Origin of the sequence: Spirosoma aureum, assembly GCF_011604685.1 — a bacterium.
GTDB classification, from domain to species: domain Bacteria; phylum Bacteroidota; class Bacteroidia; order Cytophagales; family Spirosomataceae; genus Spirosoma; species Spirosoma aureum.
In genome coordinates this window covers 577,206-603,039 of the sequence record NZ_CP050063.1, presented here as the reverse complement: position 1 = coordinate 603,039, position 25,834 = coordinate 577,206, and the positions used below count along the sequence as shown (strand labels likewise).

Sequence of the window (25,834 nt, the reverse complement as noted above, 5' to 3'; positions counted from 1 at the left end):
CAAACCTCTATAAATTAGATCAATAGCTCGCTAATAAGTCTATATTTCGCTCAACAATCTCAAGCACGACAATATCGGGATGCTCATTCTGAACCAGGTCCATTTTAAACCGATTGCTACGCACCAGATAGGATTCCCCAAAATGATTCGGGATAAATTGATTCATGCTAAAACTAAACGAATCGCCAATTAATAATAGTTTAGGTAGAGTAGGTTTCTGTCCGATAAATCGCGAAGAGGGTAAGTTCATATCGGCATTCGGCGTATTTTCTATTTGCCGGGCGGCTAAAGAAGGAATTGGCGTAATTCTATAGACAACCGAATCTTTCAGCTCCTTATTTAAGGCTAGCATGGTTACTAAATCCCCTCCCATACCATTCGTTGCTTTCACTCGATAATCAGATAGCTTCGCATCGGTTAACTGAGGGAAGTCTTTTTTAACGTAATCAACAACAGTTAACGAAGCGATTAACGATCCGTAGTCATTCCAATGTGTATCAGTTTGCGAGTAAACGACATGGTTTTTTTTAGCCATTCGCAGCGCGTTACGGATATCAATGAATGGCACAGTCGTATGCCGAGTCAGGTATTGTTTAAATAAATCGAGATTAGACGGCCCATTCTCGTGAATGTAGTCGGGTAAATTTTCAGGATAGATAGTATAAGAATCAGGAGCAACGAGGACATATAATCGCGTTCCGTGTTTAGCTAGTTGCTTTTGAAAATGGCTTAATCTCTGGCCTATGGCATGCATAGAACTTTGCGACATTGGCAATAAGCCTCGATGTTTATCAACCGCATGATTGAGGCTATTTCCGGGATAAAACCAGCCGTGTTTACCAACTACAACTTTTTCGGGTAACGGCGATTGACCAAGGATTACTAATTTCCAATAGCTATAGACATGAAAAAGTGCATTACGCCACCCGAAATTCTCTTTATAATACTCATCAAATTCGTGAATATATGATTTAACATGAGGAAATCTAAACGTTGGAAACGGAGCAAGAATACGCTTTTCTGTACTTTTAAACCCGGCCGATAAGTCCAGGCATTGATCAATTATTGGGAATAATAGTAATGTTCCAAACCCAAAGGCAATCATAAAAAAAACGTACGTTTTTTTTATGATTGCCTTTGGGTTTGGCTTTTTAATTTTATGTGGAACTGAGCTAACCATACCTCGGCTTTATTACAAAATTTGATCTTCAGGCCCTCTATAAAAAGGCTTAAAATCGAAAATAAATAAACGGATTATATGTATCGGCAGCCAGATACATAATGGTTGTTACGAATAGGGCAAGCAGGCCAACTGTATACAATGAATCAGATACTAACCGGGCAGGAAAATAAGGAGCCCGACGCATCCACCATTGATGAAAACGATTATATATCGGTGTGGCCAGTAATATGCCCAATAGCAGTATTACTACTGTCTCTATATTCATAAAGTATGAAGGCGCGAACGCTTCAACGGTTACAACTGGGCCTACACCTATCATTTTCTGCAAATAGTTAATCGCATCAGACAAATTATCAATCCTGAAAAACACCCAGCCTACTAAGACCACCAGTAGAGTATAAACATGCGCAACAGGTGGCCATACCCGTAACAGTCGCTTACTGAGGCCAGCCCGCTCAATAAGCAGAAATAGACCATGATATAGTCCCCAGACGATAAAATTCCAGCTAGCGCCATGCCACAGTCCTGTTATGAAAAAAACTAGTAGCAAGTTACCATAAACACGAACCCTGCTTCTCCGATTACCTCCTAATGGAATGTAAAGATAATCTCTAAACCAACTTGATAATGAAATATGCCACCGACGCCAGAAATCCTGAACGGAATGAGCTATGTATGGGTAATTGAAATTCTCTTTAAAATCGAAGCCCAGCATCTTGCCCAGGCCAATAGCCATATCTGAGTAGCCAGAAAAATCGTAATAGATCTGGAGTGCATAAAATACAATACCCAGCCAGGCCGTTGCAGTCGAATAACTGGTAGTTGGCGCACTGAAAATGACATCAGCGACACCAGCAAATGTATTGGCTATCAGAATTTTTTTAGCCAATCCAATAATGAATCGTTCTGCTCCACTACCAAATTTTTCGATGGTTACAGTGCGCTTCGTCAACTCAGGCGCAATATCTGCATAACGGACAATCGGGCCGGCAATCTGGTGTGGAAACATGGCTACATACGTTCCATAATCCAGAAAATTCCGATTAGCCCGAATATGCCCCCAGTATATATCTAGGGTGTAAGAAATTCCCTGAAACGTATAGAAACTAATGCCAATTGGAAGTGCGATTTCGGCCAGATTAATTTCATCAGCGCCCGGTATCATCAATAATTTAGCAATACTCTTTAATGAGTTAAACAGGAAGTTAGCATATTTATAATATACTAACAAAGAGAGGCTTCCAATCAGGGAAAGTAACAGGCCAGTCTTACGTTGCCCCTGCTCAATAAGTCTCCCGGCAAAGAAATTAATAAAAGCAGATAGCAATAAAATCAGCACAACCAGAGTTTCACCCCAGGCATAAAAAAACAGACTTGCAAAAAACAAAAAAGCATTGCGCCAATCCCTGGGTATTATATAATAAATAACCAGAAAAGTTGGCAGATATAAAAACAGAAAAATAGCCGAACTGAAAAGCATAAACCTCTTATTTACAAAGCATAGAAATCGTCTCAGGCAAGTCACCTGATAAAGATTTCAGCACTAGGATATCTGTCAGAAACTGAAAAACATATTGCTTACTTTTTTTGAGTGAATAGAGAGTCATCACGTCCCGTGAAAACTTATTGCTCAAAATCTGTGAAAATTTTTCCCACAGCTGTAATTTAGTCCAAAAGTAATTTTTTTTGCAGGTACATAAAACAACCTGACTCTACAACAATCTTATGATTATGAGTACATTGGCAAAAAAAATATCACAAGTCATTGCTGTTTTTTGCTTAAATGTGCATCGTAATATTCAATTTTTTTTAAATAATACAAACAATTGGCATATTTTTAGTGACACTGCTTTTACTATAACGCTAACAATATTGGTGCACAAGGGATTAAGAAATTATAGGATTAATAGGCTCAGTTTGCACTATGCATCCCTGATACTGCTTTCTATCAGTGTAAGTTATTGGCTACCTGGTTGCACCCAGCTTGAATCGATCAATCAGCTTACAAAGCCAACTAAACCACCCGCTACTGACTGCACTACACCTGATTGCGTGACAGTTACCAAAGTCAATCCCACTCATAAACCACCGACAACAGTGCCACAGGGGCTTCCTATCCCTGTTTTTAGCCTGACGAACGATAGTATTGCCTATGGCACCAAAATCCCAATAAGTGCTACAGATATGCCCTCTGGAGCCCTGATTGAGTATTCATACGATAATGGAAAAGCATGGACCGTCGGCAATCAGGTTCCCGTTTTCAGTAGTAATGTTATTCTTGCCCGAACTCGTGTCAACGATCTGGTTTCTGCAGTAGCACAGGCAAATTACGTGCCTTACTTCCAGCGAATGCTGGTTATCGGTAATAGTATTATGAGTCATGGGCCAGCTCCCGAACTTGGCTGGTATAATACGAATGGTATGGCGGCCTCAGCTCCGGAGAAAGACTTTGTTCATTTACTGACGAGTCATTTAGCAACCCTATATCCCAAGGTGAGCATTAAACTCCAGAACGGCGGTAATTTTGAGCGTGAATTTGGACTGGCAACCTATAGCCTTGACGAATTTAATGAGCCTTTACAAGTATTTAAACCAGACCTGATTATCGTTCGTATTGGCGAAAACGTTGACGAAGGAGAGGTTCTGGGGGGCCGTAACTTTGAAAAACAATTTCGCGCGTTGCTCGATAAATTTGCCTCGTATGCACAACCCGCTAAAATCGTCTGCACAACCAGCGTATGGCCGCGCCCTCAGGCAGATGCCATTATCCGAAAAGTTACGCTCGAAAAAGGCTATCCATTAGTAGACCTAAGCGAAATGGTCCCTCAGAGTAAATACTTTGCCAGCCAGTACACCAATCCGGGCGTGGCGGCCCATCCCAACGATCTGGGTATGCTACGCATCGCTGATCTGATCTGGCAAAAAATCCCATAAGTCGTTCTAATAAAAAAAGCATCGCCACAGGAGCGATGCTTTTTTTATTAGAGGGGTATTTTCCTCAAAAGAATGATAACCGAATAACCAGCGGGCTGCCATAAATGTATTGTGAAACGCCCTGTGGATCGTTATAATTCAGGTTATAAAGTGCGGTTAGATTTACGCCAAACCGGCGGGAAATAGGCTGCGAATACGTAAGACCAACCAAAGGCGCCGTTACACCTACACTATTTGATCGGCTGGTTTGGTCGTCTTTAACCTGAATAGAGCTATTTTCTACCTCACCATGCAAATATAGATTTGGCAAAATAGACGGAATAAATTCATACATCGCAAAGCCTCTTACACCAAACTGGTTGTAGGTGGTCGGTGTATAATAAGGGGCTTTATAATGGGTGTAATTGTATGTTCCTCCAATACCGACAATAAGGCGCTCGGTGGCCTGGTAACCAACAACCGGCGACACACCTAAACTAAATGGATTGCCGAACCGGAAACCGTTAATACCCCCGCCAAACCGTAGTCGCTGCGAAAAGGGTAACGGCTGCCCATCTACAGTTTGTGTTTTAAAAGGATCTTTACCCTGATCACGGCGGTCTTCAGGATCTTCTGTGAGTTGCCCGAAAGCAACGCTACTGCTTAATAACGCTATGATAAACAGTAACTTTTGGATATGACTCATGATAGATTTATATAAAAAAGAAGCTGGCTTAGACTATGAATAAAACACGATTAGTTGACTTAGTTGACATCTTGCTATCCAGCGTCCCGAAAGTAACGAAATCAAAAGGTAAATTCTTTTACTTCGGGATCGTTTAGCAGATGTTTAATACATTTTTCATGATTCTTTACGGCTCCGTGCACCCGCCAATGGCCCGCGATTTCTGTTCCAATCCGTTGCTGATGCCTCAGTGTTGGTGAGAGGTTACACGTTTCAAAAAATGTTTCGTACTCATCCAGTGTCCGGTTTCGAAACTGGGTCACGATTTTATAGTCACGGGTCTGGTTAAACTTCTGAATTTGTTTGGTTAAACCAGTCAGCAACAAAAGTGAACACATAATAAGCACAAATCCTGTAATAGCAATATCGTAGTGGCCGCTGCCTACGCACATACCTAACGCCGATACCGCCCAAACAGTAGCTGCTGTCGTGAGACCTTTTACCCGATTATCTTCCCGAAAGATGATGCCGGCCCCCAGAAAGCCAATTCCATTGACAATGTTAGCAGCAATACGATCACCGGAATTCCCGATACGGCCGGAGATAAGCGTGAATAATGCAGAACCAACACAAATCATAATCATGGTTCGAAAACCCGCTGATTTGCCATGATACTCACGCTCAGCCCCAATCAGGCCACCAATAACCAATGCAGCAGTTAAGCTAATAATGTCTTCTATGACGAAATCCATTGCTTTCGTTACCTAATACGGCAGTAAATGCCTGGTTGTTGCATTTATCGACAAAAGGCTGATCAATCCTGGCAGAAGTCATCTTAAGAATATCGGTCCAGAGAAACCATATTTTCAAATAAACCGTTAAAATTTAGATAGAGTTTACCCTACTGACTTAGAATGACTCCAACCACGAACACCGAACAACAACAGTCGGTTGATCACCTTGACCCCAAACAGTTTATTATCATTAAGGGGGCGAAAGTACATAATCTGAAAGGAATTGATGTTGCCATTCCACGCAATAAATTAGTTGTTCTCACGGGTCTGTCTGGTTCCGGAAAATCATCGCTTGCCTTCGACACGTTGTTTGCCGAGGGGCAACGCATGTATGTCGAAAGCCTGAGCAGTTATGCCCGACAGTTTCTGGGCCGGATGGAAAAACCCGAGGTCGAATACATCAAGGGTGTTTCGCCAGCCATTGCCATCGAACAAAAGGTATCGACCCGAAACCCCCGCTCTACGGTTGGAACCTCGACTGAAATTTATGACTATCTAAAACTTCTGTTTGCGCGGGCCGGCACTACCTATTCGCCCGTATCAGGATATGAAGTGCGTAAAGATACGGTTACGGACGTTGTCAACTTCATGTACAGTTTTGAGGCAGGCCAACGGGTTATGATTTTGGCTCCGCTACGTATTCGGGAGGGTAGAACGCTGATCTATGAGTTGACGATCCTGCTCCAGAAAGGCTATACCCGAATTGTAGCCGATGGACAAGTCTTGCAAATCGAAGATTTTCTGGAAGGCGAAAATGCGGATAAAGTTAATTTACCCCACTCCTCTCTGGAAATTCTCATCGACCGCGGCACTGTTATCTACGACGATAATGGCAATCCCGACGAAGATAATCAATATCGTTTTTCCGATTCTGTTCAGACGGCTTTTAACGAAGGCGAAGGCACTTGCCGGGTAGAGATTGTTGGCCGGTCCGGCGAATTAGGCGAATCACGCGTTTTCTCCGATAAATTTGAATTAGACGGTATTGTCTTCGAAGAGCCGAGTGTAAACCTGTTTACCTTCAATAATCCATACGGTGCCTGCCGACGGTGCGATGGATTCGGAAAAGTGTTGGGTATTGACCCTGATCTGGTTATACCGGATAAAAATCTTTCGGTTTTTGAGGGAGCGATAGCCCCCTGGCGCAGTGAGAAAATGAGCGAGGAGTTTTTGAAGCCATTGCTTAAGAATGGCATTCGCTTCGATTTCCCGATTCACCGTCCTTATAAAGACCTTACTCCCGCCGAACAGGAACTGCTCTGGTCGGGCAACGCCTATTTCGATGGGTTGAATTCTTTTTTCGACTACGTTGAAAGTCAAACCTTCAAGGTACAGTACCGCGTGATGTTATCACGTTATCGAGGAAAAACAACCTGCCCGGAATGTCGGGGTTCGCGTTTGCGTAAGGATGCGGGCTATGTAAAGGTAGCCGGGAAGTCAATTACTGATCTGGTTTTGATGCCTATTACGCAGGTAACGGCATTCTTTCACGAGATACAGCTTCCTTCGCATCAGCAACAGGTAGCCAATCGCATCCTGATCGAGATTCGTAACCGGCTGAATTACATGGAACGCGTTGGACTGGGTTACCTGACCCTCAACCGTCTAACCAATTCGCTGTCTGGTGGCGAATATCAGCGCATCAAGCTCGCTACATCGCTTGGCTCGGCCTTGGTCGGTTCAATGTATATTCTCGATGAACCCAGTATTGGCCTTCATCCACGTGATACGAAGCGGCTGGTCAGCGTTCTGGAATCCTTGCGTGATATGGGCAACACGGTCATCGTTGTTGAGCACGAAGAAGAAGTAATGCGAGCCGCCGACCAGCTTATTGATATTGGACCTGATGCCGGTTCACTTGGTGGCCATCTGGTGTTTCAGGGAACGTGGGAGCAGATTATGCAGAGCGTAGGGCACGAAGCCTCGAATACGGAGAATGGTCATGAGCCTGCTCAATCTATGCAATCGCATACCCTCGATTTTCTAACCGGACGCGAGACGGTTGAAGTGCCCACATTCCGTCGAAAAGCGACGAACTTTATTGAACTGAAAGGAGCCCGTGAGAATAATCTCAAAGACGTAGATGTGCGGTTCCCGCTCAATACACTTACGGTCGTAACGGGTGTATCGGGTTCAGGCAAGAGTACGCTGATTCGAAAAGTACTCTATCCGGCTTTGATGCGGGAAAAGGGCGATGCAGCAGAAGAAGCCGGAAAATATGATAGCCTGGGTGGTTCACTCAGCCGCGTGTCGGCTATTGAAATGATTGACCAGAATCCAATTGGCAAATCGAGTCGATCAAACCCGGTAACCTATATCAAAGCGTATGATTACCTGCGGCAGGTTATGGCCGATCAGCCTCTTTCCAAATCACGTGCCTACAAACCAAGTCATTTTTCCTTTAATGTCGATGGTGGTCGCTGCGAAGTATGCCAGGGCGAAGGCGAAGTGAAAATCGAGATGCAGTTTATGGCCGACATTTACCTCAAATGTGAGGGCTGTGGCGGCAAACGTTTCAAGCAGGAAATACTGGAGGTCACCTTACAGGACAAAAATGTTTCTGACATTTTAGACATGACCGTGGATGAAGCCATCGACTTCTTCCGAAAAGCAGACCCTAAAATGGCCGATAAATTACGGCCATTGCAGGATGTTGGTTTGGGTTATATCGGCCTTGGTCAGTCGTCCAATACGCTTTCTGGCGGTGAAGCCCAGCGTGTAAAGCTGGCATCCTTCCTGGGTAAGGGTAATCCCAACAAAGGCAGCACGCTATTCATTTTTGACGAACCGACAACCGGGCTTCATTTTCATGATATCCGAAAATTACTGTCGGCGATCAATGCTCTTGTCGATCAGGGTGACTCGGTTATCATTATCGAGCACAACATGGAAGTCATTAAAAGTGCTGACTATATTATTGACCTCGGCCCGGAAGGTGGAGACACTGGCGGTTATATCACGTTTACGGGAACTCCCGAAGAAATGGTCAAACTACCCGAAGGAAACTATACTGCTGACTACCTGCGGGGAAAAGTATAGTATTCGTAGGTTCAGCGAGTTAGAGGCTATTATCTTTCTGTTAAGTTTAAGGACTTCCTGCCCGATCGGGTAGGAAGTCTTCAGGATTCTCATCAATTTTCCGCAAAAAATTCTATTCGGATGGGAATGCTAAACGCAGAAGTAGAACGCTTCGAGATCTGCCCAATTACAGGAGAACCAGCCAGTTACAATTTCCCCATGACCAATATAGACGGGTATGAGTATAAACTCAATACCCTAAATCCAGACACGGTCATTGTCATTTCTGGCAATCAGTTTGGCGACGATTTATTCGATGAGCTTCGGCCCGATGACGAAAATATTATGCAACTCATCAGGGAGCACAAAGACCCGATTTTTCTCATTCCATTTGAATTGTATTGAGCGCGTAAAGCTCAGGCGCTCACAAAGGTTTTACCTGAAATCCGGCATTGCGTAACAGTGTAATCAATCCGCTGGGGCCGGGCAGGTGGAGTGCACCAACAGCCACGAAGGTTGGCCGAAGTGCCATCAGCGTGGGCAGTTTGCCCATCCAGGTCTGGTTACGCTCATTCACCAGATACGACAGATCGCCGTATTTTTCTTCATACTCCTGGCTCAACTTCCACATACCGTTCAGATCACCAGCCAGGTATAAATCTGTCAGCCGCTTACTCTGGCCCTGCATTGTCTTTTTTTCCTTGACCATTCTGACCAGATCCGCGGCTTGTTTTTCAACGGGATCATGATCGAACAGGAAAGCCATTTGCTGCTCCATCGTTTCGAGCGGAGTCAGCACTTTTTTTCGCTTTTTCGCTTCCATAGCGAAATACAGATCGAGCGGTAGCCCGCTGAATTTACTGAGCGTATCGACTTCTTTTTCGGCGTAACTTAAGCTTAGCGTCGTGGCCGTCATTATAGGTTTCATCTGATTAAACATAGTCAGATCGTATCCCGTGTTCTTTTTAAATTCGTCGCTTACCAGCTGATAGTCAGCCTCTGAAAGCAATTTCTTCAAACTATTGTCGGGCATGATTGCCCGCATCGCCATACTCAGCATAGCCGCCGAATCGACGGTTGTTTCGACGACAATTCCCTGAGCCAAATTAAAAGCGTTTTGCACCGTAGGGGTTTTGTCGAGATAACTGTCCTTTAGAATATGATAGGTTCCAAACAGATAGGAAGGCTGTTTGAGACCATTGCCGGAAACTTCCCACAATAAGGATTGGGCAACGGAAAACCTGGGCAATAACAGTAGAACAAAAATGAAAAAACGCATGATAGTCTATGATAAATGGGTCAAAAAGCGAACCTTCTGTAAACCTCAATTCTTTCGGGCAGAAAGCTGTATTATTAATTTAATACAAAAAACAGTGCCGTTCACCCCTTAATTTCGTCGGTTTATCTATTTTTTTGAAAAGCCCAACTGGCACGTATCTACTTTTACGACTCCATCAGCTAAAGCTATTCTGGCAAAACCACCAGCCAGGTAATTTACTAACAACCGAATGAAAAACAATGTATTTATTAGGCTCTTTTGCCTATTTCTTGCTGTAACCAGTAGCGTTACGGTACGAGCGCAGGCCAGTCAGAATGCAACGAATCAGGCAGGTAGCATTGGCAAATTAGCCCCGGCACAACTCACCGTGAGTGGGTATGTAAAAGATGCAGCTAACGGGGAGGGCTTGATCGGCGTATCCGTTTATGTGAAAGAGACAGGCACTGGCGCAGTTACCAACAACTATGGTTTCTATGCCATAACCGTGCCACCGGGCACATATAACCTCGTTATTTCTTATGTAGGTTATGAAAAACAAAGCAGGACGGTAGCGTTGACCGACCAGAACGTTCGGCTCAATCTTGAGTTGAGCGAAGAAGGCAAGCAGCTACAGGAGGTAGTGGTTTCGACCAAGCGCGAAGACGATAACGTCAAGAACATTGCCATGAGCGTCAACCAGATTGACGTTAAAACACTAAAACGTATCCCGGCCCTGCTTGGTGAGGTTGATGTAATCCGGAGTATTCAGCTGTTGCCCGGCGTATCGACGGTTGGCGAAGGGGCTACCGGATTTAATGTTCGGGGCGGCAGTATCGATCAGAATCTGGTGCTCCTGGATGAAGCACCGGTCTATAATTCGTCGCACCTGTTTGGTTTCTTCTCGGTGTTCAATCCCGACGCGGTCAAAGATGTAAAGCTCATCAAGGGTGGTATTCCATCTAACTATGGCGGTCGAATTGCCTCCATTCTTGATGTTCGCCTGAAAGAAGGCAACGCCAAAAAACCGGAGTTAAACGGAGGCATAGGGCTGATATTTAGTCGATTATCATACGAACGTCCGCTTTTTAAAGGGAAAGGTTCATTTATCATTGCAGGCCGTCGTTCGTATGCCGATATTCTGGCTCAGCCGTTTTTGAACAAAGATCTGAGAGGGTCTAAATTCTACTTTTATGACCTGACGTCGAAAGGAAACTACCGGATCAATGATAAGAATATCGTGTATTTATCGGGCTATCTGGGTCGCGATGTATTTGGTTCAGATTTTGGATTTAACTGGGGCAACACAACCGTTTCGGCCCGCTGGAACCACGTTTTCAGCGACCGGTTATTTTTGAATACGACGGCTTACTATAGCAATTACGACTACTCGCTCGACTCCGATCTGAAGCGAAAAAAGCCGAATGACTTTTTCCGTACCGATTCCCGAATTGTCGATTATAGTCTGAAACCTGATTTCTCCTTATTCCTCGGGAAGAGCACCATTACCTTCGGAGGCCAGTCCATTTTGCACGATTTCCAGCCGGGTATGGCCACAGCTGCCAGTTCGGGCAGTATCCGGACGTTCGGGCTGGAAAGTAAGTATGGACTGGAAAATGCGCTTTACATCGGCAACGAGCAGCAGGTAACGTCAAAATTGCAGCTCCAGTATGGCCTGCGCTATTCATTGTTTAACTATATTGGGCCGGGCGAAGCCTATATTTTCCAAACGGATGTGCCTGTTGGCGAACGGCGAACGGTACTTACGACCGTCGATTATAAGGGTCGGAACACAATCCAGACTTATGGCAACTGGGAACCCCGTTTTGCCGCCAAGTATGAAATGGCAAATAATAGCTCGTTTAAGTTGAGCTATAATCGGCTGGCTCAATATATCCACCTTGTTTCGAACACAACGGCTTCAACGCCCTTAGATATCTGGACACCATCGACCAACAACATTCAGCCGCAGATTGCGGATCAGATTGCGGGTGGCTACTTTAAGAATTTTGGCCGATCGGGCCGCGAATTTGAAGCGTCGGTTGAAGTGTATTACAAGTGGCTCCAGAACCAGATTGATTACATTGATGGAGCGAACCTGATTCTGAACAAGTATCTGGAAGGCGATCTGCTGAGCGGCAAAGGCCGGGCCTACGGCGCTGAATTTTACGTAAAACGCAACACGGGCGTGGTTAATGGCTGGATTAGCTATACACTGGCAAAAACGGAACGGCAGGTAGCCGGAATCAACAACGGCGACTGGTATCCAACACGTTTCGACAAACGCCATACGCTGACCTCGGTACTGCTCTTCGATCCACCACAGGCAAAACGCTGGAACTTCTCGGCAACGTTTACGCTGGCCAGTGGTACACCTGGCACATTCCCAACCAACCGATTTGAGTATCAGGACTATACAACGCCTATTTATAACGGCCGTAACAACTACACGATTCCGGCTTATCACCGGCTCGATCTGGCAGCAACCTTGCAGGGACGGAAACGACCCGGTAAACGCAAAGACGATAACTGGGTATTTTCGGTCTATAACGTGTATGCCCGTAAGAATCCATTTTCAGTGTATTTCCAGCCAAACGCCGATAATCCTCGGGTAACCGAAGCGATTAAGTATTCAGTATTTGCGACGGTTATTCCATCCATAACATACAACTTCAAATTCTAGCGCCAGCAATTAAGGGACGAGTAAGTAAAGCAATCCATTAATTGACAACCTGATACGCGATTTTAGACAATGAAACGATACTCATTTTTATATAGGATTCCAGTTTTCCTACTCGCGCTATACGCAGTGTCGGGTTGCGAGACGGTTATTGATGCCAAGCTGGACACTGGCCCGATTCAACTGTCGGTCGATGCCACTCTCACCGATCAGCCTGGTCCGCAAACCATTCGGCTAACCCAAACGGCAGCCTATTTTAACAGTAGCACTCCACCGGCCGCCCTAAGCGCGACAGTGACGGTATCTGATGATGCAGGCAAGACATACGCATTCACTGACAACGACAACGACGGTTATTACATCTGGCAACCAAAAGTAGCTACCGACACGCTTGGGCACATTGGCCGCACCTATCAGCTCAACATTGCGTATCAAAATGAGGTCTATCGGTCTACCTCGAAGCTAAATCGTGTCCCTGCGGTCGATTCCATTACGTTTGTCAAGAAGAAATTGAATCCCTTGTCGAAAACGGAAGGTTACCGGGCCGAATTTTATTCACGGGATTTACCGGGTGCAACGGATTATTACCGGATTCGCTATTTTCGGAATGGCACCTTACAGAACAAAGCCCGCGACATTATTACCACACAGGATGGTGCTTTCCGGGGCAATGCGAACACGGATGGGCTAATGTTTATTCTGCCCATCCGGCGGTCAGTAAACCCAGATAGTTTATATGCGTTCGACGATGTGGTCAAAGTAGAAGTGCAGTCGCTGACGCTGGAAGCGTATGATTTCTGGGAAGAGTTACAAACTCAGATCTCGAATGGTGGGCTGTTTGCCACTCCTCCCACGAATGTGCCAACGAATATCGTCAATACGAATGCCAGCGGACGAAAGGCAGTCGGTTTCTTCATTACGTCAGCAGTGCGCAGTCGTACGGCACGGGTAGCAACCGAAAATCTACGACCTGACACGGATTAACAATACATACTAACAGCGATTGGGGTCATCAAGTCAGTTCGCCAACTGATTCGATGACTCCAATCGCTGTTTATCAGAATACTATTCGTTAGGAATCAACGGTTCATCGGAGGGATTTTTAGGAGCAACTACCGGGGTTTTCCGCTGACGTATCCGTTGCAAAACGGGTTTGAATGTATTTCGTTCAATGACCAGAACTACGGCCAGAAACAGCCCAAACAGAGCCAGATGATACGGGATCGCAAGCCACAGATTGGCAATCTGAACATACTGCGACGCATAGATCAATAATCCCGCACCTAGAATGTAGCCCACCGCCGATTTTACATGGTAGGGAACCGGGTAATACTTTTCACCAAGTAGGTAGCAGATGACCATCATGGCGAAGCTGGATGCCAGGAAAGCAATAGCGCAGCCCATGTAACCCACCAGAGGAATCAGAATAATATTGCCAACAATCGTAATCAGAGCACCAATAACGGTGATCAGCGTTCCAAACTGGGTTTTGTCACTAAGCTTGAACCAGAACGCAATATTGTAATAGACCCCCAGAAAAAGGTTAGCCAACAATAACAGCGGTACAATCGGTAAGCCTGATCGGTATTTTTTTGATACGAGTAACCCCACTACATCCAGATTCAAACTGACGCCAACCCAGATGAGCACACAAACGATTATAAACCACTTGGTGACGTCGGCCAGCAGTTTAGGCGAGTTTTTATCTTCAGCGCGTGAGAAAAAAAACGGGTCGGCGGCAAACTTGAATGACTGGATGACCAACGCCATAAAAACGGATAATTTCAGGCAGTTGCCGTAAATGCCCAGTGCGTCTTTACTCGTAAATCCCGGATAAAACCCTTCTGGAAGCCAGTGTTGCAGGAATAACCGGTCGGTCATGCTGTTGATCAGTCCGGCCAGACTGGTGAGCATAAGTGGAGCCGCATACGCGAGCATAACCCTTGAATCGTTTTTATTTATCCGGAAACGAAAGCCGGAGAACGCATCGCGCAACAGCAGAAAATAGGTAGCATTGCCCAATAAATTAGCCAGAATAATGTAGCCAGGACCAAGGCTGGGATAGTAGATCAGGTCGATGATGGGTTTCAACACCGACAGGTATTTCCCGTTATAAATATCCCGGCAAATGATCAGGAAGAATACATTCAGGGCTACCACAATGAGAATGTTGATAATTCGTGCCTGAACGAACCGGCGTGCCCGATTCTCGACCCGAAGCCGCGCAAATGGTATGGCCATAACGGCGTCGATTGCAACGATGATCGCGACCCAGATTACCGACAATTCCTGGCCCGGATAGTCCAGCCAAACTACGATCTGCGGAGTCAGTAGGATGATAAGCGTGGTAAATAATGCGCTGACGGCAATGACAATACTCAGTGTTTCATTAAACACTTTCATGCGATCATCGGGACGACGGGCCGCAAACCGAAAAAAGGCGGTTTCCAGACCCAGCGTATAAATAACCATCAGAATGGCTACCCAACTGTATAATTCGACGTTGGAAGCCATTTCGCCCGGCTGGGTAAACACGTAGGTTTGCAAAGGCACCAGCGCAAAATTGAGCATTCGCCCAAGAATAGTGCTGACGCCATACAACGCGGTGTCGCTGGCTAATTTTTTGAATGTACTCATTCCACTAATACCTGCCTGCTAATTAGGACGTTCATACCGTGGCTTTCGTGCCTCGGGCTGACAAAGTTAAGACGTTTGGTTATCTTTGTGCTTCAGGTCGAAACAGTCTCTTTGTTGTTTCGGCCAACTTGACCATTAATTTCAGAAACAGCACTATAGCTGATTCAACTGACAGCATGTCCCTCAAAATTTCCTCTGCGCTGATCTCCGTTTATTACAAAGACGGTCTCGAACCCTTAGTACGGCTTTTGCACGAACAAAATGTGCGGCTATACTCTACCGGTGGCACCCAGGCATTTATTGAACAACTCGGCATTCCTGTAACGGCCGTTGAAGACCTGACGGGGTATCCATCCATATTCGGGGGGCGCGTTAAAACGCTTCATCCGGCCGTTATGGGTGGTATTCTCTATCGTCGTGAATTACCCGAAGATCTTGCTCAGGCCGAACGGCATAAGATTCCTCCCATCGATCTGGCCATTGTTGACCTATATCCGTTCGAGGAAACAGTGGCGTCGGGGGCATCGGATGACGATATCATCGAAAAAATTGACATTGGTGGGATCTCGCTGATTCGGGCGGCTGCCAAAAACCACAAAGATGTGCTGATTGTCTCGTCGCGGAGTCAATACGCCGACGTAGTGAAACTGCTCACGGAGAAAAATGGCGCAACGGATCTGACCGACCGTCGGTATTACGCCAAAGAAGCGTTTGCCGTAACGTCGCACTATGATACAGCCATTCAAGCCTATTTCGCCGACGCTGATAGTCAGTCTGAGCCATCGATTGCAGACTTCAAAAATCTGCCAGCCAATCACCTGCGTTATGGCGAAAATCCACATCAGCAGGCAACGTTCTACGGCGATCTGGACGCTATGTTTGAGAAACTACACGGCAAGGAACTATCATACAACAATCTTGTCGACGTTGATGCCTGTGTGGGTTTGATCGATGAATTTCAGGCTTCGGCAGGAAGCACGTTTGCAATCATTAAACATACGAACGCCTGTGGTATCGCTACGGCACCAACCACGAAAGAAGCCTATCTGAATGCACTAGCCTGCGATCCGGTGTCGGCTTTCGGCGGTGTGATTATCACGAACACAACGGTAGATCTGGAAACGGCCGAAGAACTCAACAAACTGTTCATGGAGATTCTGATCGCGCCCGACTTTGCGCCCGAAGCCCTGGCGGTCTTGAAATCGAAAAAGAACCGTATTTTACTGAAGCGTAAATCGGTTGCGTTGCCATCGATCATGTTCAAAACGATTCTGAATGGCGTTCTGGAACAGGATAAAGACAATCAGACCGAAACATCGGAGCAATTCAAGGTAGTTACCCAAAAAGCCCCGACAGAATCCGAATTACAGGCCCTGGAGTTCGCCCTGAAGGTTTGTAAACACACCAAGTCCAATACAATCGTACTGGCCAATAAAGATCAGTTGCTGGCGAGTGGAGTTGGGCAAACGTCACGCGTAGATGCTCTCCGCCAGGCTATTGAAAAAGCTGGATCGTTTGGATTCGACCTGCACGGAGCGGTAATGGCATCCGATGCATTCTTCCCGTTTCCTGACTGCGTCGAAATTGCAGGACAGGCCGGCATAACGGCGGTGGTTCAACCGGGCGGTTCGGTCCGCGATCAGGATTCGATCGATTACTGCAATGCACACGATCTGGCGATGGTCACAACGGGAATCAGACATTTTAAACACTAATATTTTTTGACATGCTAACCCCGGAAGCCGCTTACTTTATCTGGGCTTCCGGGGCTGCATGACAAAAGCAGCGACTTATGCGACTACTTTATACAATCTGGTGCGCTGTTTATTTTATCACATTGTATCTGGTATTGTTCCCGATACAGTTTGTGTTTTTGCAGCGCAATGAATGGAAACCCGTAGCGCATAAGATCAATTTTATCTGGGGCTCGCTTTTTTTCATTGGCATCGGTATGCCCGTTCGCGTTGAGCGTCGGTTTAAGCCTGCTAAAAACCAGGTTTATGTGTTCTGTGCCAATCATTTCTCATATCTGGACATTGCGGCTATGGGCGTGATTGTCAGGAATTACTATGCCTTTGTGGGTAAAAGTGACGTTAAACATATTCCGTTGCTGGGTTATATGTTCGCCAAACTGCACGTTCAGGTCGATCGCGACCAGCCGAACAGCCGTGCTTATTCACTGGCGAAATCGATTCGTACGCTGGCTTCAGGTCGCAGTATCATGATCTTTCCGGAAGGGGGCATTCGTGCGAAAAATCCGCCCCAAATGCACCATCCATTCAAAGACGGTGCATTTATCATGGCGATTCAGCAACAGGTTCCGATTGTACCGGTTACACTGCTGAATAATTATAAAATTTTGCCCGACACGAAAAAGGTACGATTTCATTGGCATCCACTCCGCGCGATTATTCACCCGCCTATCGAAACCGCAGGGTTAACCCAGGACGATGTCGAGTGGCTGAAAGAGGAAACATACCGAATTATCAACACTGAATTAATGAGCGAAAAGAAAGTAGTGGCCTGACGATCACGCTTTCACCAGTCTCTCTTTTACGATGAAAGTAGATCAGGAAACGTTACATAAAATTGCCCATCTGGCACGTCTGGAAGTTCGTCCCGAAGAAGAAGCCGAGCTGCTCGACAGCCTAAACGGTGTGTTGACCTGGATGGAGCAACTCAACGAGGTCGATACGACAGGAATTGAACCATTGACCCATATTTCGGCCGAGACCAATGTCCTGCGAGACGACGTTATTGGCAATCATCTTCCCCGCGAACAGGCGCTCGCCAATGCACCCCAGCACGACGAGCAGTTTTTTGAGGTGCCGAAAGTATTAGAGTAGTTGCCGAATAGGCTCAGCCACTTGCTCTGGGTGAAAAACCAGACTAAAATGATCACCGGGTACTTCCACGAATGGTTCGGCAGGCCGGGCAATTATGTTATCACGGCGGGTATGAATTCGCAAATCAGGCGAAACTGTCAGGGGTGGCACCGGGGCAAATAGCGTCTGCAATTGCTGGTCGATATAGGTTCGACTCATACCCCTCATTCCTTCCATTAGGCTACTATACAAGTCGAGCGACTCGGCAAACGGATACTGTTTCCGAAAAAAATTCAGTAACAGACGGCTTTGTGTAATACCCGAATAGAGCAGAAACTTCAGCAAACGGTAATTATGCGTTGGTAACCTAATTTTCCGCTGGTCGGTACAGGACGATACCAGAATAGCTTTTGCGCTGATTAATTGCTTGATATGGATGGCAATCCATCCACCCATCGAATGGCCAATGATGACATCTTCGGCCTTGATTTCATAAAAATTGATCAGATACTGCGCCAGTAGCTCGACATTGATTCTCTTTGTAAGTTTCCAGCGTAGAAACTCATCGGCCAGATCTATTCGAACGAAGGTAGAAACGGGTAATAATGGGACGAGTTCGTCGAAAATAGCTGAGGTTTCGACATAACCATGAATAAGAAAAGTACGTGACATAGCTACTGGAGCTTGTAGAGCATCACCTTCTTCAGGCGACGCTAAACCGGCTTAGCGAAATTGATGCTTACCGATAAAGCTCAGGTTACGTCAAATTAGTTCACGCCAGCACCGGCTTAACAATCTTCCCGGCCACATCGGTCAGTCGAAACGGTCGGCCCTGAAACTGGTAGGTTAGTTTGGTGTGATCGAAGCCAAGCAGGTGTAGAATCGTAGCCTGAAGGTCGTGAACGTGAACCTGATCTTTAACGCCATAATAACCAATGTCGTCGGTTTCGCCATACGAAAACCCACGCTTAACCCCACCACCGGCCATCCAGACGGTAAAAGCATCGAGGTGATGATCCCGGCCCATGAACGGCAATACCTGGCCATCGCGATTTTCCTGCATAGGCGTCCGGCCAAATTCACCACCCCACACAACCAGGGTATCGTCCAGTAAACCACGCTGTTTGAGGTCTTTCAGCAAGGCCGTTACTGCCTGGTCAGACTCGTTGCATTTATTCTTGAGTCCAATTTCTATGGCTCCGTCGGCACTCGTACCGTGCGTATCCCATCCCCAATCGAACAACTGAACAAATCGAACACCGCGTTCGACCAGCCGACGAGCAAGCAGACAGTTTCGGGCAAACGAGCCTTTGTTTGGATCGACACCGTAGCTGTCGAGAATATACTGTGGCTCACTTTTAATATTCATGGCATCAGGTACAGACATCTGCATCCGAAAGGCCAGTTCATATTGAGCGATGCGGGTCAGTATTTCAGGATCTTTAACATCCTCATACTGTTGTTGATTGATCTGGCTAATGGCATCAATCGTTTGTTTGCGCACATTACGATCCATTCCGGCCGGATCTGATGCGTATAATACCGGATCACCATCCGTACGACACTGTACACCCTGATAAACCGTTGGCAGAAAACCGCTACCCCATATTGATTTTCCCGCATCGGGCTGCTTTCCACCCGATGCCAGCACAATGTAGCCGGGTAGATTATCATTTTCGGTACCAAGCCCATACGTAACCCACGAGCCGATGCTCGGTCGTCCTAGACGAGCACTACCCGTGTGCATGAGTAACTGGGCGGGTGCATGGTTGAACTGATCCGTATGCATCGCTTTCAGGAACGTTATGTCATCGACTACACCCTGTAAATGAGGCAGATAATCAGATACCCAGGCACCCGACTGGCCATATTGAGCAAACTTACCCTGTGGACCAAGCATTTTTGGAACGCCCCGGATAAACGCGAACTTTTTACCCTCAAGCAATTCCTGCGGACAATCTTTACCGTTGTATTTGGCCAGTTCAGGCTTGTAATCGAACAACTCCAGCTGGCTCGGAGAACCGGCCATATGAATGTAAATAACCCGTTTGGCCTTCGGTAAATACTGGGATGGATGCGGTGCCGTTGGCTCTCCCATTGGCAAAGCTGTACCAACCGTATTCGTCTGAGCCTCATTTTTACCAAAGAACCCGCATCCGCCTAAGATCGAGCTGAGGGCCATTGCGCCCAGCCCTGTTGAGCAGGTGTGCAGAAAATGCCGCCGGGTTTCGCGCTCGGCCGCAGCCTGCTGAAGTTCGTTGAGGAGTTTGTCCATAAATACTTGCTGCGGAAAAATCCGCGTTTAATCGCTCTGACGCCAGAGAACAGCAATCCAGGCTGTTTTCTGTTTATTCTTTCGTAACAACTTCATCCAGATTCAGCATGGTATTGGCGGTTACTGTCAATGCAGCCTGCTCGGGCGAAGCATCGGCCCTGGCCATCAACTTTTGAGCTTCACCCGGTTTCTGTCGGTAATGCGCTTCCGTACTGCGATAGAGCCGGGCTAGTATGCTCAGTTTTTTAGGAGGCAGATCCCGCAACATTAACCGACGAAATCCGGCCTGTATCTGCATTTCGGGCGACTGGCCATGCTTCTGCATGTAGCCTGCCAACTGTTGAGCCGCTTCCACATAGACAGGATCATTCAGTGTGACAAGGGCTTGCAAGGGCGTATTTGTTCGGAGTCTTCGTAACTGGCAGAACTCCCGACTGGGGCTATCAAACGTAACCATCGATGGATAGGGTGCCGTCCGTTTCCAATAAGTGTATAATGCCCGCCGGTGAAGATCCTCACCCGTACTCTGCTTCCAGCTTTCGCCATCGTAGGGCGACTGCCAGATGCCATCAGGCTGAACGGGCATAACGCTTGGCCCGTACATTTTTTGGCTCAACAGCCCACAGACAGCCAGTGCCTGATCGTGCACAGCCTCAGCCGATAGCCGCACACGTGGCCCCCGAGCCAGCCACTTATTAAAAGGATCTTTGGCTACCAGTTCAGGAGAAACCTCCGAACGTTGCCGATAGGTAGCTGACATCACGAGCCTTTTCAGGAGTTTTTTCACGCTCCAATGATCGGTTTCCATAAACTCAACTGCCAAATAGTCCAGCAACTCGCGGTGCGTCGGTGTAATACCCTGCGTACCCATATCCTCGACGGTTTCAACGATTCCGGTACCAAACAGTTGTTCCCAGAATCGATTAACGGCAACGCGTGCCGTTAGCGGATGCTCCCGACTGACCATCCACTTTGCCAGGCCAAGCCTGTTTTTAGGTAATTTAGGGTCCATTGCCGGAAAGTACTTCGGCACATCCGGCATTACGCGCTTCCCTTTTACCAGCCAGTTACCCCGCTGGAAAACATACGTTTCCCGCGCTAAATCGCCCGTACCATCGAGCATGATAGGCGTTTGTTCGGGGTTGGCATTCAGAATATCCAACAGTAATTTGTCACTTTCGCCGACAGCGTCCAGAGGCTGATTGGGCAACGATGGCTGAAATGATACCCATTTGATCTGGACCCAATCTTTGGGGGCAGTTGGACTATTGAGCGATACGTATAAATTGTGTTTACCTTTCACGGGTGGTAATGGTATTAACTGGATCGTATCATTGCCGGTACTCCCCGTTTTCGGCACACGAACAGTAGCCAGTACGGGACCAGCCAAATTATCCTGCCGAAAGGTGACAGTTGCATCAGGAGCCTTTGTGCCCCACGAAATCAGGAGCCTTGGGCGCCCTGTCAGCGTTACGTTTTTGATACGGGCCGAGCCTTTATCCTGAAAACCAAAATACTTGGCATCCAGCAACGACGCGTTTACCAATTGGTCGAAATCGTGCGAATTGATTTTCGGCTCCATCGTCCGGGCCAGCTTCGTAAAATAGTCGGCCTGTATGCTGGCCTGCTTAGGATTAGGAATACTTTTGGCAATAAACTGCCGCAGATTGACAAGTTTGAGCGAATCATCTGCTTTATAGAATCGCAGTGTCGGTGTATCACTCGTTACATCTTCGTCGCGGCTGTTGTTGAAGAAAGCGAGAAACTTATAATACTCTTCGTTAACAAATGGGTCGTAGGGGTGGCTGTGGCACTGCACACATGAGAAAGTTGTTCCCTGCCATACGTCCCAGGTCGTATTGACGCGATCCAGCATGGCTGCGACCCGAAACTCCTCGTCCTGCGTACCACCTTCATCATTGTTCATCGTATTCCGATGAAAGCCCGTTGCGATCAGCTGAGCGTCCGTTGGTTTCGGCAACAAATCACCCGCAATTTGTTCAATTGTAAATTGATCGAAGGGTTTGTCTTCATTGAAGGCCTTAATAAGCCAATCGCGGTAACGCCAGATTTTCCGACCGGGATCACGTTCATAGCCTTTTGTATCAGCATATCGGGCAAGATCGAGCCACATGCCCGTCCAGCGCTCGCCATAAGCCGGAGCGGTTAGTAATCGATCAACCACTTTCTCATAAGCATTGGCTGACTGATCGGTTGTAAAGTCAAGAACGTCTTTTTCTGAGGGAGGCAATCCCGTGAGGTCGAGCGATAGCCGCCGGATTAGCGTAGCCCGATCAGCCTCAGGCGACGGTTTTATTCCTTCCTGCTTTAATTTATCCAGAATAAAATGATCAATCTCATTTTTGGCCCAGTTCGTTTCGTCATTTTCAGCAATACCCAGTCGGCTCCAGAACGTGCCAATTTTCGGAATGTCAGGCTTCTCGACTGTCTGATACGCCCAGTGATCGCCCCATTCGGCCCCCTGATCGATCCATTTACTCAGGAGATCGATTTCATCCGGTTTCAGAGCTGGGTGATCGAGCGGCATTCGCTCATCGGGGTCATCGAGCGTCAATCGCCGAATCATTTCACTACCATCAGCATCACCGGGAATAATGGCCAGTTTGCCGGATTTGGCCGGTGCCAGGGCTTCATGCTTAAATAACAGCGAGAATCCTGAGGCTTTTTTAACACCACCGTGGCAGGCGATGCAATTTTTGTTCAGCAGTGGTTTAATCTGCGTGTTATAATCGACCCGTTCCTCAAAAATACCGAGAAACGACGAGAGCATAAACGCTACAGCGATGCCGACGGTACCCAGAATAATCCACTGACTCTTCATCTTCGATTTACGGGCAAATTGTGTGCTAACGAACTATTTACCGACTAGTCCTGTCTAGTTTCAATAAAAGACAAAAGACCCCAAATCCTCACCACTTATAATGAAGAGACTTGGGCATATAGCGTACGAAAATCACGGATAGATACAGTTTTAACGAAGATACAGCCTAAACCGTTCGTAAAAACAGCCAATTAAGGTCATTGAATCTGGAAGATAATCGATTCGTTTACTTCACGCGCACGTCTACCTGAGCGGTATCATCTTCGCCATTACTAGTCCCGTTACCAGGTACAGAGTCGGGATCGGCCTGGCCAGCGGCTAAAATCTGTGCACTACAAACACCCATCCCCGGCGCAGTAACTCTGGCCTTAAACTGCAATGTTCTACTGGTAGCAGCAGCCAGATTACTGACACTACCGGCAACGCCATTGCCGCTTAATGCCAGATCATTACTTGACTCAAAAACCTGCCCGCTGGGTAGGTAGGCAATAACAAACAGCGTAGAAGCATTGGCACCACCCGCATTGGAAATAGTCAGTGAATACGTGATCACATCATTCAGGCGGGGCACCCGATTATCGACGGATATGCTCAGGCTGATGTCTGCTTTAGTGGGATCAGGGATTGGCTGATTACTGACAACAGTAGGTAATGGAACCTGATTGGGATTGGGCGAAACAAATAAACCAGAACCACCCTGTTTGGTACGAAAATCCAGCATAGCCATATCATCCTGCCCATCTCCCGTACCGGAGTTAGCCTGGCTATCGGGGTCGGTTGAGAGCATCTGTGCAATTTCTGCAGCATTACTATATGTGCCACCAGCCGTCGGCTGAGCGACAAAACTGATAACCTGCGTTGCACCCGGACTAATATCCATGGCATTACTGGTCAGCACATTATTACTGAATGTTAAGCCTGTCGATGAAATAAACGCCAGATTATCGGGCAAGCGGTCCCGAATCACAATGTTTCGTGCCTGCCCTGGGCCGTTGTTCTGGACAAAAAGACTAATTGTAACGGGGCCGTTCAGGTCAGGCAGTCGTTGACTGATTCCCATGGCCAGACTAACATCTGCCTGACTGGCCGTGGCACTCGTCCGGAATAAATTGGAAGGTACAGCCGGCAGGAATGGCGACGTAGCTACAACCCGAAGCTGAAAGCGGCTTCCCAGTCGAAGGGTGTCAGGAACTTTTAGTTTTATCGGACTTGCCGAACCACTGCCTAATGTAGACCAGTAACGGCCAAGCGAATCAAGCAACTGCACTTGCCATTGGTTATCGCCCGCAAATGAACCGAGCGTTGAGAAAGGCACATACAGACTATCGCCGGGGCGGATATAGTCCGCTACGGTTCCTGTAACAGCGAATTGAGTAGGCGTAACCGGCTGCGTGTTTTGGAAAAAGCTGTTACTAAGGCTATTATTCCAGTTGCGGGCAAACCGGGAAAGCCCCATATCGGCGGGAATAGATGCCGGATTTAAGTAATAGCGCGGGTGTGTTGCCGGGCGTGAGCTATTTTTGAAATGCACATCTGTATTGCCCGCATTGCGATTAACAATCGTATCGTTATAAGGGCCCTGATACACGTTCAGGCCCGGTGTATCAATAACTCGCTGCTGTTCGGTAACAACGGCAGGGCGAAAATCTGTACCATCGAATGAGGCACGGGCCACCATCCAGGGCATATTACGCCCCCCAAAATCCTGCCTTGATTTCTGGATAACCCCAACTAATCGATCATAGTATTGCGGAATACTGGTCGTTCCATCGGGAAAGCTGTATTCGGCCTCACCCTGATGCCATAATACAGCCCGAATGCCTGCAATGGAATTGTAGTAATGAAGTACGTTCTTAAGGTTGGTATAGGGTTGCAGGTTAGGCCAGTTTTCGGCACAGAAATATCGATTACAGGTTGGAATGCCATTCGCCGTATTGTACCAGTTTTCGGCCGTCGACCCATCCCATCCGGCTACGTAAAACGCCACCGGCACATTGTAGCGATTCACGATGTAGTCGCCTAATTCGCCCCATCCCCACGAACTTTCAGCCATAGGAAAAATTTTCCGGCCAGCGGTCAACGGCTGGAATATGGGCACGGGCATGGGATCACCAGACGCGACAAGCGCCTGCGCGCCAGGCGGATAGGAGTGGTTGATCGAATCAATGGCACTAACCCGGTCAGTAATGGCTCCAAGGTCATTATCGCCAATACCCAGGCCCCGCGAATTTGACTGTCCGGCCGTAACGAACACTTCACCAATACCGACAGGTTGTACGGTCCCCTGTGCGATTACGGTATTCCCAATCAGCGTTCGTACGGTCAGAATGTACCATCCGCCTGAACCTGTAACATACCCCAGAAAAACATTATCTGTCGGATTTGTTTGAACCACCTGCCAGCCCGTAGCATTTCCCTGCCCAGCCGAAACGGGCGTTAGCGAAGCCTCTACCCGATCGACGGCACTGCTCAGTCGCCCTGATAAATACAGTCGCCCATTCCCGTCGCTCCCGCGCTGAACAACGAGTCGCGACATTGGGTGTGTAATCTGAAGCTGGGCAAAAGCAAAAAAGGGCCATCCAATAAACAGTAAGACCCATTTTGTAAATGTCGACATGAATAATCGTAAATGCTCCTGCGAAAATAGGCAGAAAGTTGGTAACGGTTATTGGTATACTCAGAATGGTACGTTACGGTACGTATATGCTACCTAAAAACGCATCAATA

The 25,834-nt window shown here is 47.1% G+C and carries 18 protein-coding genes; 8 read left to right on the top strand and 10 right to left on the bottom strand.

Features of this window, described 5'->3' with window-relative positions:
• Positions 1-19 precede the first annotated feature (19 nt).
• Together G8759_RS02410 and G8759_RS02405 are read right to left on the bottom strand one after the other, a co-directional pair.
• The gene (locus G8759_RS02410; RefSeq protein WP_167204874.1) at positions 20-1,105 is read right to left on the bottom strand and encodes an alginate O-acetyltransferase AlgX-related protein; all 1,086 of its coding nucleotides are present in this window, start codon (positions 1,103-1,105) and stop codon (positions 20-22) included.
• Between the two features lie 124 nt (positions 1,106-1,229).
• Entirely contained in the window at positions 1,230-2,663 is a 1,434-nt protein-coding gene (locus tag G8759_RS02405) for an MBOAT family O-acyltransferase (RefSeq protein WP_167204872.1), read from the bottom strand.
• A 572-nt stretch (positions 2,664-3,235) separates the two neighbouring features.
• Here G8759_RS02405 and G8759_RS02400 point away from each other — a divergent pair.
• Positions 3,236-4,117, top strand: coding sequence for an SGNH/GDSL hydrolase family protein (locus G8759_RS02400; RefSeq protein ID WP_232074107.1), 882 nt, complete (start codon positions 3,236-3,238; stop codon positions 4,115-4,117).
• A 64-nt stretch (positions 4,118-4,181) separates the two neighbouring features.
• Here G8759_RS02400 and G8759_RS02395 read toward each other — a convergent pair whose 3' ends face one another.
• Both G8759_RS02395 and G8759_RS02390 read right to left on the bottom strand, forming a co-directional pair.
• A complete protein-coding gene (locus tag G8759_RS02395) occupies positions 4,182-4,802 on the bottom strand; it encodes a hypothetical protein (RefSeq protein ID WP_162389459.1) in 621 nt (206 codons plus the stop codon).
• Between the two features lie 101 nt (positions 4,803-4,903).
• Positions 4,904-5,533 (bottom strand): MgtC/SapB family protein, encoded by a 630-nt coding sequence (locus G8759_RS02390; RefSeq protein WP_167204870.1) that lies wholly within the window; start codon positions 5,531-5,533, stop codon positions 4,904-4,906.
• 162 nt (positions 5,534-5,695) lie between these two features.
• On the opposite strand from G8759_RS02390, the gene uvrA reads away from it, so the two are divergent.
• Together uvrA and G8759_RS02380 are read left to right on the top strand one after the other, a co-directional pair.
• The gene (gene uvrA, locus G8759_RS02385) at positions 5,696-8,614 is read left to right on the top strand and encodes an excinuclease ABC subunit UvrA (RefSeq protein ID WP_167204868.1); all 2,919 of its coding nucleotides are present in this window, start codon (positions 5,696-5,698) and stop codon (positions 8,612-8,614) included.
• A gap of 126 nt (positions 8,615-8,740) precedes the next feature.
• Positions 8,741-8,998 (top strand): hypothetical protein, encoded by a 258-nt coding sequence (locus G8759_RS02380; protein ID WP_167204866.1) that lies wholly within the window; start codon positions 8,741-8,743, stop codon positions 8,996-8,998.
• Positions 8,999-9,017: 19 nt separating this feature from the next.
• Here G8759_RS02380 and G8759_RS02375 read toward each other — a convergent pair whose 3' ends face one another.
• Positions 9,018-9,872 (bottom strand): TraB/GumN family protein, encoded by an 855-nt coding sequence (locus G8759_RS02375; protein ID WP_167204864.1) that lies wholly within the window; start codon positions 9,870-9,872, stop codon positions 9,018-9,020.
• Positions 9,873-10,101: 229 nt separating this feature from the next.
• Here G8759_RS02375 and G8759_RS02370 point away from each other — a divergent pair, with 229 nt between their 5' ends.
• Both G8759_RS02370 and G8759_RS02365 read left to right on the top strand, forming a co-directional pair.
• Positions 10,102-12,531 (top strand): TonB-dependent receptor, encoded by a 2,430-nt coding sequence (locus tag G8759_RS02370; RefSeq protein ID WP_167204862.1) that lies wholly within the window; start codon positions 10,102-10,104, stop codon positions 12,529-12,531.
• A 69-nt stretch (positions 12,532-12,600) separates the two neighbouring features.
• On the top strand, positions 12,601-13,512 hold the full coding sequence (locus G8759_RS02365) for a DUF4249 domain-containing protein (protein WP_167204860.1): 912 nt from the start codon (positions 12,601-12,603) through the stop codon (positions 13,510-13,512).
• An 81-nt stretch (positions 13,513-13,593) separates the two neighbouring features.
• Here G8759_RS02365 and G8759_RS02360 read toward each other — a convergent pair whose 3' ends face one another.
• Positions 13,594-15,165 (bottom strand): oligosaccharide flippase family protein, encoded by a 1,572-nt coding sequence (locus G8759_RS02360; RefSeq protein ID WP_167204858.1) that lies wholly within the window; start codon positions 15,163-15,165, stop codon positions 13,594-13,596.
• Positions 15,166-15,341: 176 nt separating this feature from the next.
• Between G8759_RS02360 and purH the strand changes: the two genes are divergently transcribed.
• The 3 genes from purH to gatC all read left to right on the top strand — a co-directional run bounded on the left by purH (position 15,342) and on the right by gatC (position 18,011).
• On the top strand, positions 15,342-16,880 hold the full coding sequence (purH, locus tag G8759_RS02355; RefSeq protein ID WP_167204855.1) for a bifunctional phosphoribosylaminoimidazolecarboxamide formyltransferase/IMP cyclohydrolase: 1,539 nt from the start codon (positions 15,342-15,344) through the stop codon (positions 16,878-16,880).
• A 77-nt stretch (positions 16,881-16,957) separates the two neighbouring features.
• A complete protein-coding gene (locus tag G8759_RS02350; RefSeq protein ID WP_167204853.1) occupies positions 16,958-17,692 on the top strand; it encodes a lysophospholipid acyltransferase family protein in 735 nt (244 codons plus the stop codon).
• 31 nt (positions 17,693-17,723) lie between these two features.
• The gene (gatC, locus tag G8759_RS02345; RefSeq protein ID WP_167204851.1) at positions 17,724-18,011 is read left to right on the top strand and encodes an Asp-tRNA(Asn)/Glu-tRNA(Gln) amidotransferase subunit GatC; all 288 of its coding nucleotides are present in this window, start codon (positions 17,724-17,726) and stop codon (positions 18,009-18,011) included.
• On the opposite strand, the gene G8759_RS02340 is transcribed toward gatC, so the two are convergent.
• The 4 genes from G8759_RS02340 to G8759_RS02325 all read right to left on the bottom strand — a co-directional run bounded on the left by G8759_RS02340 (position 18,003) and on the right by G8759_RS02325 (position 25,724).
• Complete coding sequence (locus tag G8759_RS02340) at positions 18,003-18,662, bottom strand: alpha/beta fold hydrolase (protein ID WP_167204849.1); 660 nt, start codon at positions 18,660-18,662, stop codon at positions 18,003-18,005. The two genes, gatC and G8759_RS02340, sit on opposite strands and share 9 nt — an antisense overlap.
• 100 nt (positions 18,663-18,762) lie before the next feature.
• Entirely contained in the window at positions 18,763-20,265 is a 1,503-nt protein-coding gene (locus tag G8759_RS02335; protein WP_167204847.1) for a DUF1501 domain-containing protein, read from the bottom strand.
• 73 nt (positions 20,266-20,338) lie between these two features.
• The gene (locus G8759_RS02330) at positions 20,339-23,107 is read right to left on the bottom strand and encodes a DUF1553 domain-containing protein (RefSeq protein ID WP_167204845.1); all 2,769 of its coding nucleotides are present in this window, start codon (positions 23,105-23,107) and stop codon (positions 20,339-20,341) included.
• 226 nt (positions 23,108-23,333) lie between these two features.
• Entirely contained in the window at positions 23,334-25,724 is a 2,391-nt protein-coding gene (locus G8759_RS02325) for a sialate O-acetylesterase (protein WP_167204843.1), read from the bottom strand.
• Positions 25,725-25,834: the final 110 nt, after the last annotated feature.

Bases quoted from the DNA above. Each gene is read 5' to 3' on its own strand.
- gatC (WP_167204851.1), top strand. From the start codon at position 17,724: ATGAAAGTAGATCAGGAAACGTTACATAAAATTGCCCATCTGGCACGT.
- G8759_RS02375 (WP_167204864.1), bottom strand. From the start codon at position 9,872: ATGCGTTTTTTCATTTTTGTTCTACTGTTATTGCCCAGGTTTTCCGTT.
- uvrA (WP_167204868.1), top strand. From the start codon at position 5,696: ATGACTCCAACCACGAACACCGAACAACAACAGTCGGTTGATCACCTT.
- G8759_RS02335 (WP_167204847.1), bottom strand. From the start codon at position 20,265: ATGGACAAACTCCTCAACGAACTTCAGCAGGCTGCGGCCGAGCGCGAA.
- G8759_RS02330 (WP_167204845.1), bottom strand. From the start codon at position 23,107: ATGAAGAGTCAGTGGATTATTCTGGGTACCGTCGGCATCGCTGTAGCG.
- purH (WP_167204855.1), top strand. From the start codon at position 15,342: ATGTCCCTCAAAATTTCCTCTGCGCTGATCTCCGTTTATTACAAAGAC.
- G8759_RS02365 (WP_167204860.1), top strand. From the start codon at position 12,601: ATGAAACGATACTCATTTTTATATAGGATTCCAGTTTTCCTACTCGCG.
- G8759_RS02410 (WP_167204874.1), bottom strand. From the start codon at position 1,105: ATGATTGCCTTTGGGTTTGGAACATTACTATTATTCCCAATAATTGAT.
- G8759_RS02405 (WP_167204872.1), bottom strand. From the start codon at position 2,663: ATGCTTTTCAGTTCGGCTATTTTTCTGTTTTTATATCTGCCAACTTTT.
- G8759_RS02325 (WP_167204843.1), bottom strand. From the start codon at position 25,724: ATGTCGACATTTACAAAATGGGTCTTACTGTTTATTGGATGGCCCTTT.
- G8759_RS02340 (WP_167204849.1), bottom strand. From the start codon at position 18,662: ATGTCACGTACTTTTCTTATTCATGGTTATGTCGAAACCTCAGCTATT.
- G8759_RS02350 (WP_167204853.1), top strand. From the start codon at position 16,958: ATGCGACTACTTTATACAATCTGGTGCGCTGTTTATTTTATCACATTG.
- G8759_RS02370 (WP_167204862.1), top strand. From the start codon at position 10,102: ATGAAAAACAATGTATTTATTAGGCTCTTTTGCCTATTTCTTGCTGTA.
- G8759_RS02395 (WP_162389459.1), bottom strand. From the start codon at position 4,802: ATGAGTCATATCCAAAAGTTACTGTTTATCATAGCGTTATTAAGCAGT.
- G8759_RS02360 (WP_167204858.1), bottom strand. From the start codon at position 15,165: ATGAGTACATTCAAAAAATTAGCCAGCGACACCGCGTTGTATGGCGTC.
- G8759_RS02390 (WP_167204870.1), bottom strand. From the start codon at position 5,533: ATGGATTTCGTCATAGAAGACATTATTAGCTTAACTGCTGCATTGGTT.
- G8759_RS02380 (WP_167204866.1), top strand. From the start codon at position 8,741: ATGCTAAACGCAGAAGTAGAACGCTTCGAGATCTGCCCAATTACAGGA.